Source organism: Brucella gallinifaecis, assembly GCF_006476605.1.
GTDB lineage: Bacteria > Pseudomonadota > Alphaproteobacteria > Rhizobiales > Rhizobiaceae > Brucella > Brucella gallinifaecis.
Window position 1 is genome coordinate 355,288 of record NZ_ML636802.1, and the last position, 16,913, is coordinate 372,200.

Sequence of the window (16,913 nt, forward strand, 5' to 3'; positions counted from 1 at the left end):
ATTATGCTCCTGAACCGCTGCCTTGCAGGCACCACGCCAGAATGGCCTTCTGCGCGTGAAGCCTGTTTTCAGCTTCATCGAATACGACCGATTGCGGGCCGTCGATTACCTCATTGGTCACTTCCTCGCCGCGATGCGCGGGCAGGCAGTGCATGAAAAGCGCCTTTGGGTCAGCGTGAGCCATCAGTTCTGCATTCACCTGATAGGGCAGGAAAACATTGTGGCCACGGGCACGATCTTCTTGTCCCATCGAAACCCAGGTATCAGTGACGATGCAATCTGCACCCTCAGCTGCTTTAACCGGGTCCACAGTGGACATGATCCTTGCGCCGTTTGCCTTTGCCCAATCGATATATTGCTGCTTCGGCTCGCTGCCTTCCGGCGTTGCGATATTGACGTTGAAATCAAAACGCGCCGCAGCTTCCACAAGCGAATGAAGAACGTTGTTGCCGTCCCCCATCCAGGCAAAGGTCTTGCCTTTGATCGAGCCGCGATGTTCCTCATATGTAAGAACGTCAGCCATGATCTGACAAGGGTGCGTGTCATCCGTGAGTGCATTAATGACCGGAACGGTTGCATGTTCAGCCAATTCCAGCATCCGGTCATGCGATGTCGTGCGGATCATGATCGCGTCAACATAGCGCGACAGCACCTTTGCGGTGTCGGCAATGGTTTCGCTGCGACCAAGCTGCATTTCCGAACCGGTCAGCATAATCGTTTCGCCGCCAAGCTGACGCATGCCGACATCAAACGACACACGGGTACGCGTGGAGGGTTTTTCAAAAATCATCGCCAGCACCTTGCCAGCAAAAGGCTTTTCGATCCCGCCCGCTTTTGTGCGCCCCTTGCGTGCCTTGGCGTCTTCCATGATCGCACGCAACTCGTCAGCCGGAACGCTCGACAGGTCAATGAAATGCTTGATACCGTTGTTATTCGTCATGATCTTATGCCGTCTTGCTGGTCGGATTTGCAACAGAAAGCCGTTCAACGGCTATTTCAATACGTGCCAATGCTTCACGCGCCTCTTCCGGCGTTGTCACCAGCGGAGGAAGAAGACGCACGACATTGTCACCCGCGCCAACACTCAGGAAATTTTCATCGCGCAGAGCCTGAATGAGATTACCATTCGGAACCACGCATTTAATACCCATCAACAGGCCGCGGCCACGCACTTCCGAAACAACATTCGGATAACGATCGATGATCGATGCAAGGCCCTGCTTCATGGTCAAAGCGGTTTCCTGCACGTTTTCAAGAAAACCATCAGCCAGCACCACATCAAGCACCGCATTGCCAACCGCCATGGCAAGGGGATTGCCGCCATAGGTGGTGCCATGCACGCCGGCCACCATGCCCTTGGCTGCTTCCAGCGTTGCAAGGCAAGCGCCCATCGGGAAGCCGCCGCCGATACCCTTGGCAACCGCCATTATATCCGGCGTAATGCCTGACCATTCATGCGCAAACAGTTTACCGGTACGGCCAACGCCGGTCTGCACTTCATCAAGGATCAGCAAAAGGCCCTTTTCATCGCAAATCTGGCGAATAAGACGCATGAATTCTTCCGGGAAAGCACGCAGACCGCCCTCGCCCTGTACAGGTTCAAGCAGAATGGCAGCCGTCTCGTCGGTGATCGCAGCCCGCAATGCCGCTTCATCGCCAAATGGAACCTGATCAAAACCATCAACCTTCGGACCAAAGCCTTCAAGATATTTGGCCTGACCGCCAGCCGCGATCGTGGCCAGCGTGCGGCCATGAAACGCACCTTCAAAAGTAATGATGCGGAAACGTTCCGGATTGCCATTGACAAAATGATAGCGACGCGCAGTCTTGATCGCGCACTCAATGGCTTCCGCACCGGAATTGGTGAAGAAAACCTTGTCCGCAAAGGTTGCATCAACCAGCCGTTGGCCCAGCTTTTCCTGCCCCGGAATCTCATAGAGATTCGACAAGTGCCAGAGCTTGTCAGCCTGATCCTTCAATGTCTTGACAAGATGCGGATGCGAATGGCCAAGCGAATTGACCGCAATGCCTGCCGCAAAATCGAGATAACGCTCGCCACTTTCGGTAATAAGCCAGATGCCCTCACCTCGCTCGAAGCGCAGAGCCGCACGATTATACGTGTCGTAGAGCGGTTGCACAGTCGTAACGTTGGTCATTGCAGTCAGGCCTCCATTAGCCCTTTTATTGCAGCGCCTCCGGCAAGAGCCGATCAGGCAGCGTTTCCCATATTCAAAACACGCATCTTGTCCGAAAACCGCTTCGCACTTTTCGGGATGCGTTTTGACTTCTCTCTTCGCGCATCTTGTCCGAAAACCGCTTCACACTTTTCGGGATGCATTTTGACTTCTCTCATCGCGCATCTTGTCCGAAAACCGCTTCGCACTTTTCGGGATGCATTTTGACTTCTCTCTTCGCGCATCTTATCCGAAAACCGCTTCGCACTTTTCGGGATGCGCTTTGCGGAAATAAAAAACCGCCCTCAAGGCGGCATTATTTAATCCCGTGCATATATTGGCGTTCGCAAAAAAAATGTCAATCAAAGCAACCCAGGATAATCATGCATCTTTATGCATGAACCCATGCCGGAAACACAGCTTGTATTTCTTGCGGGAAATAAGATAGCACCTATGCAGTCGAAGGGGTGGCATTTTACCAATCACACCGTTATAGAGACGCCAGCTGTTCTCCCTGACTGGCCGCACTTCTGAAAAGCTGCTGGAAAATGCGCTAAACTGACTCAGAAAAGCCGTCTTTGGCACCCAAGTTGGGGAAAACCATAAAAATGGAATCCGCCTGGCAAGGCTATCCCTTGTCATGGCGTCGTTCAATAATGTAGTTTCTTTTTAAAGTAAAAAAACCACATTTTGTACGGCGGACCTAGTCACCCGGATAGATATAGTATTTGCACCTGGAAAAATCCGGGGGCGCTGGTGGATTCCGGATAACGAAGATTGATTGGAGCCCAGGGCAATGAACTGGACAGATGAGCGCGTCGAACTGCTTAAGAAATTATGGAATGATGGCTTGAGCGCGAGCCAGATCGCAGCACAGCTTGGTGGCGTCAGCCGTAACGCAGTGATCGGCAAAGTGCACCGCCTTAAACTCTCAGGCCGCGGCAAAACCACGACCGCGGCTCCGCGCAGTAAAAAAGTCAACACTGTGGCAGCGACACCACGTCCGGCAGCAACAAGCACCAGCAATGGTGCAAGCCGTCCACAGGCGAGCACAACCATTCGCACAGCGACCGTTACGCAGACCGTTGGTGCCGCAGCGCTTCAGATGGACTATGTAGCCGATGCCGTGACAGAACGTGTCATTCGCCCGGAATCTGACGTGGTTGTTCCAATCTCGCGCAAGTTGACACTTTTGCAGCTGAGCGAACGCACCTGCAAATGGCCTATCGGCGATCCGCTTAATGAAGATTTCCACTTCTGCGGCAGCGAATCCGGTGAATCCAGCCCCTATTGCGGCTACCACTCGAAACTTGCTTTCCAGCCAACGGCAGAACGTCGCCGCGCACGCTGATCCGTTACACCAGCGTTTATAATTCAAACCCCGGCAGCTTTTGGCTCCGGGGTTTTTCTTTGCTCGCATCTAGAGCCGGCTATGCCCTCTTTGGCAAACGCACCACAAAGGTGGACCCTTCGCCAAGCTGCGAACGCACGACAAGACGCCCCCGATGGCGGGCCAGAATATGCTTGACGATAGCAAGCCCCAGCCCCGTACCCTTCTGTGCACGGCTCGTCTCGACATCGATGCGATAGAAACGCTCCGTCAGACGCGGCAGATGTTCAGGCGCGATGCCCGGCCCAAAATCCTGCACCGACACGACAATTTCAGATGAAGTTTCCGTTTTCTCTTCATCAAGCCGCAAAATAACGCGCTTGCCGCCCTGTCCGTATTTACAGGCATTTTCAACCAGATTCTGGAAAACCTGAATAAGCTCGTCGCGCGTGCCCGTGACATTGAGCGGATAATCAGGCAGATGCCGCTCGATCACCACCTCAAGACCTTGCGCCAGCGGGGTCAATGTATCTGCCACATGATTGAGCACTGCCGTCATGTCCACACATTCGCTGACAGCCAGATGTGCGCGCATTTCAAGCCGCGATAATGACAACAGGTCATCAATCAGCCGCGACATGCGTTCAGCCTGTTTTTGCATGATGCCAAGGAAACGCTCGCGTGCACCCGCATCATTGCGTGCGGGGCCTTGCAGGGTTTCAATAAACCCAAGCAGAGACGCCAGTGGCGTGCGCAGCTCATGGCTTGCATTGGCAATAAAATCTGATCGCATGCGATCAATCCGGCGTGTTTCACTTTGATCGCGAAACAGAAGAACAAACAGTTCCGGCTTGCCATCAGGCCCACGCAGCACCTTCGCCATAGCCTTGTACCAGCGATCAATCGGCACACGCTCGAAATAATCGATGCTGCGTGGTTCGCCATCGGCAATGATACCCTGGATAAGCGTGTGCATCTCCGGTGCACGAAAGCGCAGATAAAGCCCTGTATCCTTTTGCAAGGACTGAAAGGCTTCCCGGGCTGAAGCATTGGCGAAGAGGACCGTCGCACGATGGTCAAAGACAATCATTGGGTCCGTAAGCAGGTCTGCAAGACGCTGGCCGGAAACATTATCCATCTCGCTGACATTGCGCACGCTTTGCGGCTTTTGCTCAATGACATCGTCGGTCGTAGCACTTGCAACCCAGATTGCACCAATAACAACCAGAAAAAGCACCGCAATGCGAAACCATAAGGGCAGATCCAGCACCATGATACAGATGACGACGACAAGACTTGCAATCAGTACACCACGGACCCTGAGAAGCGGCGCGAAAAAAGATTCATCCGCTCTCGCACTGGACATATCCTGATTGTTCTTTTCACTCATTCTGACTTCTCTCAGTTATTTAACGCGCATCTTATCCGAAAATCGTTTCACACTTTACGCAATGTGCCCTGAAGCGCGGCCAGTGCGAAATCCAGTGCTGCGTCCTTTACGTCCGTCACAAACAGCCCATATCATGTAAACAACATCTATGGGCATGATTTGAAACATGCCATTATCTATAGACCAAAGGAGCTTGCAGTGGGTGACAGTTCAAAGACAGCTAACAAAAAGAATGCAGACAAAGACCTCATCAAGCCCATCAAGCTGAAGATTGGCGGCAAAACGCAAAAATTCGATATCAATGATCCGAAGCTGCGAGACTGGATCGAAGATAATGCGCTGCAATCGGGCGGCTATCCCTATCCTGAAAAAATGAAGACCAAGGATTATGAGGAAACGCTGGAACGGTTGCAGATTGAGCTGGTGAAGCTGCAATATTGGCTTCAGAACACAGGCGGGCGTGTGATCTGCGTTTTCGAGGGACGCGACGCTGCCGGCAAGGGCGGTACGATTTTCACCCTTCGCCAATTCATGAACCCGCGCACAGCACGCAATGTCGCCTTGCCAAAACCCACCGAAACCGAACGCGGCCAATGGTACTTCCAGCGCTATGCTCAGCACTTTCCGACTTCAGGTGAATTCGTCACTTTCGACCGTTCCTGGTATAATCGTGCAGGTGTCGAGCGCGTCATGGGTTTCTGCACGCCGCAACAGCTTGAAATCTTCCTGACAGAGACCCCTGATTTTGAACGCATGGTGGTGACAGAAGGCATTCATCTGTTCAAGTTCTGGCTGGATATTGGCCAGGAAATGCAGCTCAAGCGCTTTCATGAACGCCGCCACAGCCCGCTCAAGAGCTGGAAATTTTCGCCCATGGACGTGGCCGGAATTTCGCGCTGGGATGATTATTCAGCGGCGCTGCAAACCATGCTGACGCGAACCGATACCGGTTATGCGCCATGGACCATCATCCGTTCCAACGACAAAAGACGCGCCCGGCTTGCAGCCATCCGACGCGTCCTGCTAACCTTGCCCTATGAAGATCGCAATCTCGAAGCGATAGGGCCGGAAGATCAGTCCATTATTGGTCGGGGCGCTGAATTTCTTGCATCCAGCACGGAGACGCTCTCTTCTTCCGGTACATAAAACAGACTTGGCTGGTGCGGTGTTTTCTCCCACAGATGTGGTCTTCGCACCAGCTGCCACAATGCCCGCCATGCGGACACAGATATCAACACCCAATATACCGGAATGGCCAGAATATAAAAATAGCCGCCCAGCTCAGTCGGCTCCATGGTTTTAAGCCCAAGGACATAAAAGCTCAGATAGGCAAGCAGGATATTCAGCGCATCAATGCGCAGCAGCCACAGATTATCAGTCGTAAGCGGAGCGAACATCATGCTGGCAAGCAGTAGCGCTATGGTCATAAGCATGAAAATATGCAAAAGCGCCGAGCCTATAATGCCCAGCATATAGATCTGGTTGATGGTAAACCGCCACCAGCCCAGTTCACGCGATGCCGCATAGGGATTGCGCCCATGCACAAGCCATGTCTGCATCCAGCCTTTTATCCAGCGTGTCCTCTGCTTGTTCCAGACACTGTAATCGCTGGGCGCATCTTCAATCGTGCCCCGGCTGATCACATCAACCCGATAACCAAAACGTGCCAGCCGCAAGCCAAGATCCGCGTCTTCTGTGACATTATATGCATCCCATCCGCCAACCTCATCCAGAGATGAGCGGCGAAAATGATTGGATGTGCCACCCAGCGGAATAACCAGCCCCTGCGATGCAAGCCATGGTAAAAGCCCACGGAAAAGCGTTGCATATTCAAATGCAAACATACGGGTCAGCAGATTTTCCCGGAAATTGCCAATAATGAGTGGCGCCTGAACGCAGGCAAGCGCCATGCCATCACGTTCAAATTTCTGCCATGCTTCCAGAAGTTGATCCGGGTGTGGCCGGTCCTCGGCGTCAAAAATCGCAACAAACTCACCACGGGTGAACTGCAATGCATAATTCAACGCTTTTGGTTTTGTTCTCGGCCCCCCTGAAGGAACCAGGACAAGCTCGAAATTGCGCGGTAATTTCCTGCTGCGCAGGGCCGCAATCGTATCAAAGTCGTCTTTCTCACAAACCAGCTTGATATCCAGTTTGCTGCGTGGCCAATTCAACTGATCAAGGGCCGCAACAAGCTGTCCCACAACGGCCTGTTCACGATAAAGCGGAACAAGAACTGAATAAACAGGCATGTCACTCTTGTTATATGCCCGTATCTTCGTCAATTGAAGCCGACGACTGGACGCTGCAGCAAATAATCTAATGAGCACGCACCCAAAAAAGAATAACGTCACGCAAGCATGAAGCATCAGCATTGTTTTTGTTGGCCAGTTCACGATACAAACAACAAAAGCATAAAGCCCCATTGCGATCATGAATGCCTGCGGCGTATTCAGAACCCGGGATGCGGAGAAGAATTGCGGCGTCATGGAATGCGCACGCGAAATCAGTTCCCTCTGGTGGCGTTGCTGCAAAATTTTCCTCAGAAGAGAGGGCGTGCAAATCCTTATGCGGCTGCGTAATTGAGGTGATTGACGCAGATGCTCGGCAAGCCTGCCAATCCGCTGTTCACTGGGTGCAAGATAAAGCTGACTGGCACCATCCTGCCCCAGTACCATCACTTCACGCGCTTCAGCCAGAATTGATAGCGTTTCTTCTCCAGAAACAAATATTCGTGACGGGAGAATCTCTTCTGTGAATGAAAGTTCAAGATAATCCGCAATTGCCTGAAAAAGCAGCGTCTCCGAAACAGCTGGCATATGCAAAATTTCTTGCGAAAAACTGGTACCGTTTGTTTTCGCAGCTTCATAAGCTCTTTTAAGGCAATCACGCGACACACCGCGTTGCGCCAATCTGGCAGATATGGCTGTGCATACCCCCAGATCGAATATATTCGATCCGTCACTCATAGTACCCCCGCACTACTACTGAACTTATTTTATTGTTTATTATTGAATTGCAAATTTATTTTGCACTAAATTAGTGCATTTGTATTTATATAGCTAAAATCAATCTAGACTATCAAATAAAAAATACAAACATTATTATTAACAATATTGTAAAACACTTGTTTATTAGTGTTTAATACATAAAATGCAAAATTAAAATCAATTTAATCTAAATTATTATAATCGCTAGATAATTTCATTTTTAAAAGTGTTTTTGCAGTATATTTTAATCTCAATGAATGCGATCAAAGTTTCATGCATCCTGTGTTTCTACCAGCTCATATTAACGCTATCTTATAAGATAGAGCTCAAGATAAAATGCAATGAGACCACATCTTTTCAGTGCAGCGTTTATAATGTTCTGGCTTTCGGCATGCCTGCCTGCCAGCACCCAGAACCTGCCCCAGTTTCCTGCGTTTTTTAACCCCAAAGAACGGCTGGCCTTGCCATCCTTACGGGGAATGGACAGACTGCGCTTTATCACCACGCTCGATTTCCCGCCTTTCAATGCTCTCAACAATGCGGGGCAGCTTTCAGGTTACAATGTGGACCTTGCCAAGGCGCTTTGCGATCAGATGAAATTAAACGACATTTGCCAGATTGAGGCAGCGCCATGGAACGAGATTATCTCCAAACTGGAAAATGGTGAGGCTGAAGCCATTATTGCAGGCTTGAGCATCAATGCGCAAAATCGCGAGAAGTTTCTGTTCACACAACCCTATCTGCGTCTGCCAGCCCGTTTCATGACAAAAAAGACAAGTGGCTTCACTGATAGAGCTGCTGTTGCAACCAAAGGCAAAAATGTCGGTGTCATAAGCGACACAGCGCATGAACAAGTGCTGAAGACTTATTTCCCTGACGCTGTTGCAAAAGCCTATCCTGACAGAGAAAAGCTGCTACAAGCCCTGCAAAAGGATGAAATTATCGCAGCATTTGACGATGGAATGACCCTATCGTTCTGGCTCGCAAGTGATGAAGCAAATGATTGCTGCGCATTTGCAGGCGGGCCTTATCTCGCACCGCAATATCTGGGATCAGGCCTGAGCATCGCCGTCGCGCACAAGGACGCAGCCCTTGCAAGCGCCTTCAACCACGCGCTTCAATCCCTGCAACAGCAGGGAAAACTGACCGAGCTTTATCTGCGCTATTTTCCAAACAGTTTTTATTGAATCAAAAGACCTTGTCTTTCTTTTCAACCCATCAGCTGTTTCGACAAGCGGTATGCGTGCCATTTTGTCGCATGGCAATTCGCGGTTCCAGCTGAATTTTCAGTCATTATTGAAATGATCGACTTTTCGATACTTACAGTATTAAAGTAAAATTATTTAAAATCATAATATTGAATGGCAATTCATTAAATTCATCAGCACATAAATTGTCATATATCCGAAAATTCAGGTCGCTTCTACCATATATTATAAATATTTCCAGAGATTTATTGCCTCTTGTAGATTTTTTCTTTTCACTGATAATAAAAAATGAGGAGAAGGAGGAATTATTCATGTACCAGGGCATCAGTACTCATTGGCACAAAACTCCTGCAAAGGCACAGCGCTCACCACACGAAGCCACATATGTATTCTTCGGGATATTTCTGGCGTGCCTTACAGTTCCAGCGGCAATCATCCTTTGGGCAATAGCTCAGGGAATAATGGCCCATTTTTAAAATTTGTTTCTGAAATTTTGTATCAATAAAACAAAGCCCCGCTCCATGAGCGGGGCTTTTTACATCAATGCTTTTACATCTATGCAAGAGTTTCCCCGGGCTTGCCATGTTCATGCCCGGGGATCTTTTTTTACTGCGTCGAGCCGTTGCCTTCACCGGTTGCGGCCGGTGCTACAGCGACATCATTCGGGCGCTTCTTAGGCGGCTTGCGTGCAATCAGGCTATAGAACATCGGGATGAAGAAGGTCGCGACAAAAGTTGCAACCAACATACCACCGATAACGCCAGTACCGATTGAGTGACGGCTTGCTGAACCCGCACCCGTGCTGATTGCCAGCGGAACCACACCAAGGATAAACGCCAGCGACGTCATCACAATCGGGCGGAAACGCAAGCGTGCAGCTTCGGCAGCAGCCTCAATTGCCGATTTTCCCTCTTCGCGTTGCAAGACGGCAAATTCGACGATCAGAATCGCATTCTTCGCCGCAAGACCTATCAGCGTCACCATACCAATCTGGAAGTAGACATCATTGGTCAGACCACGCAGATAGGTTGCAAGAAGTGCACCAAAGATAGCGAATGGCACAGCCGTGATAACAGCCAGCGGCAGGCTCCAGCGCTCATACTGGGCAGCAAGGATCAGGAACACCATGATCAAGCCAAAGATCATGGCCTGTGTGCCACTGCCGCTTGTCGAGACTTCCTGATAGGCTGAACCCGTCCAGGCAATCTGGAAACCCTGCGGCAGAACGTCTGCGGCCACTTCCTGCATGGCTTTGATAGCCTCGCCCGAAGTGTAGCCCGGCGCCGGATTACCCGTGACCTTGGCCGCATTAAACGCATTGAAACGCTCAAGCTGATCGGGGCCAACAATACGCTTGACCGTCACCAGTGCATTCAATGGAATCATGCTGCCGGAATCCGCACGCACAAACACATGTTTGAGATCACTTGGATCGCGGCGGAATTCTGCTTCCGACTGCAAGTTGACCTGATAGTTACGGCCATAAAGCGTGAAGTCATTGACATAAACACTGCCGAATGTCGCCTGCATGGCCGTGAACACCGAATTAATCGGCACACCCATGGCCTTGGCTTTCTGACGATCAAGCTCAATGTCATATTGCGGCACATTCGGGTCGAAGGTTGTGCGAACGCCTGCAAGCTCAGGGCGCTTGTTCGCAGCTTCAACCAGAAGATTGGTCGCATTGGTCAAAGACTGAACACCACCGCCCGTACGATCCTGCACATAAAGTTCAAAACCGCCCGTCGTGCTAAGCCCCAGAATTGGCGGCGGGTTGAATGCCAGCACCATACCATCCTGAATGCCCGCATTCATGCCCATGATCGCACCGGGAAGATTACGCGCATCGACATCAGGCGTTGTGCGTTCTTTCCAGTCTTTGAGCATGATGAACATTGTGCCGGCACTGGTTTTCAGACCGCCCGAAAGCAGATCAAAACCAGCAACCTCAAACACGCTCTCAATGGCTGGATGCTTGCGGATATTGTTGCTCGCCTCATGCAGAACAGCACTTGTACGATCCAGCGATGCGGCAGGAGGCAGCACAGCCACACTGAACAAAAAGCCCTGATCTTCATCCGGCAACAGCGAACCCGGTACTTTTTCAAACAGATAATATGTACCACCCAGAATGCCGGCAAAAATCAACAGGCCAATCGAAGCACGCTTGAGAAGGAAGCGCACGCCGGTTGTATAACCGCTTGTCACCCGATCAAAGAAACGGTTGAAAATACGGAATGGCAGCATCGGCTCATGATGGCCGGGTTTGAGGATCAATGCGCAGAGTGCAGGCGTCAGCGTCAGAGCCACGACACCCGAAATCGTTACAGATATCGCAATGGTAACAGCAAACTGCTTATACATTTCGCCGACCAGACCGCCCATGAAGGCGACCGGAATAAACACCGCACAGAGCACCAGAACAATTGCGATAACCGGGCCAGTCACTTCGCCCATTGCCTTGATCGCAGCTTCGCGAGGCGGCAATTTCTCGGTCGTCATGATGCGTTCGACGTTTTCCAGCACCACGATAGCATCATCCACCACGATACCAATCGCCAGAACCAGACCGAACAATGTCAGCAGGTTGATAGAGAAGCCAAGCACATACATGCCTGCAAAGGTACCAATAATCGAGATCGGAACCGCGATGACCGGAATAAGTGTTGCACGCCAGTTCTGAAGGAAGATGAAGACCACAAGAACAACGAGGATAATCGCCTCGATGAAAGTGTGGATCACTTCTTCCACCGACACCTTGATGAATTTGGTGGTGTCAAACGGAACCGAATAATCAATGCCTTCAGGGAAGCTGGCCTTGAGTTCCGTCATGCGGTGCTCAATCAGCTCCATTGTGTTGAGCGCGTTTGCTCCGGGCTGAAGATAGATCGCAATAGGAACAGCAGGCGTACCATTGAGCGCACTGTCAACCAGATAGCTTTCCGTACCCAGCTCAACGCGTGCAATGTCCTTGAGAAGGAGTGTCGCCGCATTCTTATCAGAACGCAGGATAATATTTTCAAATGCACTCGCATCCGGCAGACGACCCTGCGTGGTTGCCGTATAGGTAAACGGTCCGGCCAGTGAGTCAGGCTGATCGCCAAAACGACCGGCGGCAAATTGTGCATTCTGTTCCTGAATAGCCGTCTGAACATCTGATGGTGTCAGATTATATTGTGCAAGCTTGTCCGGGCGCAGCCAGATACGCATCGAATATTCAATATTACCAAGAATCTGGACATCGCCCACACCCGGCAAACGCTTGAGGTCATCAATAACGTTCAGGATCGCATAGTTGCCGACATAAGTACGGTCATAACGATCGCTGGTGGAGAACATCGCCACCATGCCGAGAATGGTGCTGGAACGCTTGTCGACGGTGACGCCAAGACGTTGCACTTCCTGTGGGAGCGACGAGGTTGCACGCTGCACACGGTTATTGACGTTAATCGTCGCCTGATCCGGGTCCGTACCCAGCGCGAAGGTTACGGTCAGCTGCATGGTGCCGCTGCCAAGGCTCGAGGACTGCATATAAAGCATGTTCTCGACGCCATTGACCTGCTGCTCAAGCGGCGCTGCAACAGTTTGTGTCACCGTTTCAGCACTGGCGCCCGGATAGGTCGCACTGACAACCACCTGTGGCGGCGTCAACTCGGGATATTGTGCAACAGGCAGAATCCGCATCGAAATGAGGCCTGCCAGCACAATGATGATGGAAATGACCGCCGCAAAAACCGGACGGTCGACAAAGAACCTGTTCATTGCTTGTCTGCCGCCTGTTCTTTACCGGCATCTGTGCCGGCTTCATTTGCGGCTTTCGCCTCAACCGGCTGGACTGCCTTACCCGGTGCGGCCTTGATCACACCTTCGGTGATAACACGGTCGCCGGGCTGCAGGCCTTCACTCACCAGCCATGAGTCGGTGAGTTCACGCGCGATCTTGATCGGACGCACTTCCGCAATATTATCCTTATTCACGACATAGACAAACTGACCTTGCGGAGTCTGCATAAGCGCCTCCTTGGGAACCAGTATCGCATTGTCGATGGTGACGCCCAGAATATTGGCCCGGACAAACTGACCGGGAATAAGACGCTGTTCAGGATTGTCTACCACGGCACGAACACCAAGCGTCCCGGTTTCCGTATCAAGGGATGATGACGTGAAATCAATTGTTCCTTCATGATCATAGGCCTGATCATCACCGAACAGGATTTTGATGCGCAGACTATCCGTATCCTGACCTGTCGCAGCACGGGCCTCACGCAATTTGCGAATTTCAGCGGCTTCCGAGTCGGTGAAAGAGAAATTGACATAGACGGGATCAATCTGGGTAATCGACGTCAAAAGGCTCGAGGCAGCGTCAGTACCAATAAGGCTGCCTTCCGAGACCTGTTCCTGACTGGTGATACCGCTGATAGGTGCCGTTACCTTGGTATAGCTGAGATTAAGTTCTGCCGTGCGCAACTGCGCCTTGGCAGCCGCTACAGCGGCCTTGTTCAGATCGCGGGTTGCAAAAGCCGTATCGCGTGCCGCAGCACTTTGTACCTTTTGCTGAACAAGCTGTTCTGCGCGATCCGCATCGCGGATCGACTGCTGATACTGCGCTTCAGCCTGGGCGACCTGTGCCTGCGCACGCGCAAACTCAGCCTCATAAGGTGCCGGATCAATCTCAAACAGCAAATCCCCCGCCTTGACGACCGAACCTTCTACGAAGTTACGATGCAGAAGAATACCGCCAACACGTGCACGGACCTGAACATCACGAAACGCGCTGACGCGAGCCGCATATTCATATGGAACCTCGATACTCTCGGTCTTGATTTGTGTCACAGTAACAGGCGGAGGCGGAGGCGTAGCACCACCCGGTGCCTGCGCAAGTGCAGATTGTCCTGCAAGAATGAGGAATGCAGCACTTGCCGCAAAAACCCGGATGGAACTGGTCATTGTCATAATGGGAGTTGCCCTTGATGTCGTACGGTGCGGCCGAATAAACATACACCAATGTTTGTAAATACGAATTACCCTGTTATAGTCAATCATATAATGTGGCACATCACGAATGCGTTATTCCGATTGTGAACAGAAGTCCGTTTATTTTGAACATGCGCTTATTGCTGGAATACTGAAAGAACCGGAATGCGAAGAACCAAGGCCGAGGCCGCAGCAACACGCGATGCTATACTGACTGCTGCCGAGCAAGTATTTCTTGAACGCGGCGTTAAACAGTCCACATTAATGGAAATCGCATGCCATGCTGGCGTCACGCGTGGCGCGATCTATTTTCATTTTCGCGATAAACTTGATATTTTTCAAGCTATATTAAACCGCACATGCTTCCCGCATGAAGAAATCATGCGCCAAGCAGCAGCATGTGACCATCCAAACCCTCTTCATATCCTTGAACAATCAATTTTAACTGCCCTTGAACTTTTTTCAACCGATGAACGTCAACAAAATGTATTTACAATCATTCATCAGCGCTGCGAATATGTTGGTGACGTTGCCCATCTTACAGAACATTTGAAAGAAACCCGTGCAAATGTGCTGTCTCTTTTCACAGCGCTAATTGAAGTTGCCGAACGCCGCGGAGAATTGTCCAAAGAATGGAATTCCAGCATGGCCGCGCAAATTCTGCTGGCTCTGCTTGGTGGGCTGTTGAATGAGTGGCTTAGAAGCGAAAAAAGTTTCAACCTGCTCGATTCAGGCACAAAAGCAGTCAAGGCCATGATAATATCCATGCACATTGAACACGCGCAGATTGATTAAGTCATGCCTCAGGGGCAGGATCGAAACCGCATCCCGACCATATATCGCATTGCAAATTGAGTATATAAATCATTATTGACAGCTCCTGTCACAGGAGTGTCCGCCCGGCTTCATCAAACAGACGCATATTGCAAATATTTTTTAATTTACGCTTACGTTAATGTAACTCTTGCGATTAAGACGAAAGTCGACCACATTCAGCATTGAGGAGTATCTGCCCGTTTTTCGGGAGCAGGCAATATTGGGAGACGGGTGGCGGGTTGGCTGCTCAAACAAAGGACGGAGCAATCCGGGGAGAAAGCATGGCAAAAAAAGCAACCGAAGCAAAACCCACATCGCGCAAGACAACCAGAAACGCTGCTGCACAGGACAAAATCTGGCTCAAATCCTATCCCAAAAGCGTCCCGCATGAGATTGATCTGAGCAAAGCCACTTCGATTGGCGACATGATTGCCAATGCGTGCCGCCAGTTTGCCGACAAGCCAGCCTTTACATGTATGGGCAAGGATTTGTCCTATAAAGAGCTTGATGAGCAATCGCGCATGCTTGCTGCATGGCTGCAATCGCGCGGACTTGTGAAGGGTGATCGCGTTGCGATCATGATGCCCAATATCCTGCAATATCCGGTAGCAATTGTAGCGATCCTGCGCGCTGGTTTCGTGGTCGTGAATGTTAACCCGCTCTACACACCGCGTGAGTTACAGCATCAATTGAACGATTCAGGTGCGCAGGCCCTGATCGTGCTCGAAAATTTTGCCTCAACGGTGCAAAAGTCCCTCCCATCAATCCATGTGCCCAACATCATTGTCGCGTCCATGGGCGACATGCATGGTTTCAAAGGCCATATCATTAATCTGGTGGTGCGCAAGATCAAGAAACTGGTGCCGGAATGGACTATTCCGGGTCATGTCCGCTTCAAGGACGCTCTCACGCAGGGAAAAGCCAAGTCTTTCAATCCGGTTCCGGTCGATAGTTCCGACCTTGCATTTCTGCAATATACAGGCGGCACAACCGGCGTTTCCAAAGGCGCGATGCTCAGCCATTCCAATATTCTGGCCAATGTCGAACAGATGCAACTATGGATGGATGTGGCATTCCAGAACAAGGGCAAACCAAAGGAGCTTAACTTCGTTTGCGCCCTGCCCCTTTATCATATTTTTGCGCTCACTGTGAATGCGATGATCGGGCTAAAACTGGGAGCACGCAATATTCTGATACCGAACCCGCGCGATATTCCAGCCTTTGTAAAAGAGTTGCAGAAATATCCGTTCCACATTTTTCCGGGTCTCAACACGCTGTTTAACGCTTTGATGAATAATGAGGATTTCAAAGCGCTGAATTTCAAACCACTGGTGCTCACCCTTGGTGGCGGCATGGCGGTTCAGCGCCCGATTGCCGAACGCTGGCAGGAAATGACGGGTTGCCATATTACGGAAGGCTATGGACTTTCGGAAACCTCACCAGTCGCATCTGCCAATGCACTTGATGCGACAGAATTCAGCGGCACAATCGGCCTGCCCATGCCTTCAACCGACATTGCGATCCGCGATGACGAGGGCAAGGATTTGGCGCTGGGCGAAGTGGGTGAAATCTGCGTACGCGGCCCACAGGTGATGATGGGCTATTGGAACCGGCCCGATGAAACCGCACATGCAATCATGGCCGATGGTTTCTTTCGCACCGGCGACATGGGCTTCATGGATGAAAACGGCTTCACCAAGATTGTGGACCGCAAAAAGGATATGATCCTTGTTTCCGGTTTCAATGTCTATCCCAATGAAATCGAGGAAGTTGCGGCTGAGCATCCGGGTATTGTCGAATCTGCCGCTGTTGGTGTGCCGAATGAACATTCCGGTGAAGTGGTGAAGCTCTATGTCGTGCGGCGCGACCCGAACCTGACAGAAGAAGACGTCAAGTTCTTCTGCGCCCAGCGCCTTACCAATTACAAGCGTCCGCGCGAAGTGGAATTCCGCGATGCCTTGCCGAAAACCAATGTCGGCAAGATTTTGCGTCGCGAATTACGCGACTAAATGAGAGATGGCCCTCTAATCAG

At 50.9% G+C, this 16,913-nt stretch carries 11 protein-coding genes; 5 read left to right on the forward strand and 6 right to left on the reverse strand.

The features are described 5' to 3' along the window. Position 1: 1 nt before the first annotated feature. Both argF and FHY56_RS06350 read right to left on the reverse strand, forming a co-directional pair. A complete protein-coding gene (gene argF, locus FHY56_RS06345) occupies positions 2–940 on the reverse strand; it encodes an ornithine carbamoyltransferase (RefSeq protein ID WP_140904318.1) in 939 nt (312 codons plus the stop codon). A 4-nt stretch (positions 941–944) separates the two neighbouring features. Then, entirely contained in the window at positions 945–2,156 is a 1,212-nt protein-coding gene (locus FHY56_RS06350; RefSeq protein ID WP_140904319.1) for an aspartate aminotransferase family protein, read from the reverse strand. Between the two features lie 814 nt (positions 2,157–2,970). Here FHY56_RS06350 and FHY56_RS06355 point away from each other — a divergent pair. After that, positions 2,971–3,525, forward strand: a complete 555-nt coding sequence (locus tag FHY56_RS06355; RefSeq protein ID WP_140904320.1) for a GcrA family cell cycle regulator — start codon at positions 2,971–2,973, stop codon at positions 3,523–3,525. Between the two features lie 79 nt (positions 3,526–3,604). On the opposite strand, the gene FHY56_RS06360 is transcribed toward FHY56_RS06355, so the two are convergent. Continuing rightward, on the reverse strand, positions 3,605–4,894 hold the full coding sequence (locus FHY56_RS06360; RefSeq protein WP_140904321.1) for an ATP-binding protein: 1,290 nt from the start codon (positions 4,892–4,894) through the stop codon (positions 3,605–3,607). Positions 4,895–5,092: 198 nt separating this feature from the next. On the opposite strand from FHY56_RS06360, the gene ppk2 reads away from it, so the two are divergent. After that, positions 5,093–6,040, forward strand: a complete 948-nt coding sequence (ppk2, locus tag FHY56_RS06365; RefSeq protein ID WP_140904322.1) for a polyphosphate kinase 2 — start codon at positions 5,093–5,095, stop codon at positions 6,038–6,040. Here ppk2 and FHY56_RS06370 read toward each other — a convergent pair. Continuing rightward, on the reverse strand, positions 5,968–7,863 hold the full coding sequence (locus tag FHY56_RS06370) for a glycosyltransferase family 2 protein (protein ID WP_140904323.1): 1,896 nt from the start codon (positions 7,861–7,863) through the stop codon (positions 5,968–5,970). The genes ppk2 and FHY56_RS06370 overlap by 73 nt on opposite strands. Before the next feature lie 362 nt (positions 7,864–8,225). Here FHY56_RS06370 and FHY56_RS06375 point away from each other — a divergent pair, with 362 nt between their 5' ends. Further along, positions 8,226–9,071, forward strand: a complete 846-nt coding sequence (locus tag FHY56_RS06375; protein WP_140904324.1) for a transporter substrate-binding domain-containing protein — start codon at positions 8,226–8,228, stop codon at positions 9,069–9,071. Between the two features lie 627 nt (positions 9,072–9,698). Here FHY56_RS06375 and FHY56_RS06385 read toward each other — a convergent pair. Both FHY56_RS06385 and FHY56_RS06390 read right to left on the reverse strand, forming a co-directional pair. Next, on the reverse strand, positions 9,699–12,854 hold the full coding sequence (locus FHY56_RS06385) for an efflux RND transporter permease subunit (RefSeq protein WP_140904326.1): 3,156 nt from the start codon (positions 12,852–12,854) through the stop codon (positions 9,699–9,701). Continuing rightward, on the reverse strand, positions 12,851–14,044 hold the full coding sequence (locus FHY56_RS06390) for an efflux RND transporter periplasmic adaptor subunit (RefSeq protein ID WP_140904327.1): 1,194 nt from the start codon (positions 14,042–14,044) through the stop codon (positions 12,851–12,853). Before FHY56_RS06390 ends, FHY56_RS06385 begins: the two co-directional genes overlap by 4 nt. A gap of 186 nt (positions 14,045–14,230) precedes the next feature. Here FHY56_RS06390 and FHY56_RS06395 point away from each other — a divergent pair, with 186 nt between their 5' ends. Beyond that, positions 14,231–14,860 carry a TetR family transcriptional regulator gene (locus FHY56_RS06395; protein ID WP_140904328.1) on the forward strand — a complete coding sequence of 210 codons (630 nt, stop codon included), beginning with the start codon at positions 14,231–14,233 and terminating at the stop codon, positions 14,858–14,860. Positions 14,861–15,162: 302 nt separating this feature from the next. Continuing rightward, complete coding sequence (locus FHY56_RS06400; RefSeq protein WP_193556766.1) at positions 15,163–16,890, forward strand: long-chain fatty acid--CoA ligase; 1,728 nt, start codon at positions 15,163–15,165, stop codon at positions 16,888–16,890. The last annotated feature ends 23 nt before the right edge of the window (positions 16,891–16,913 follow it).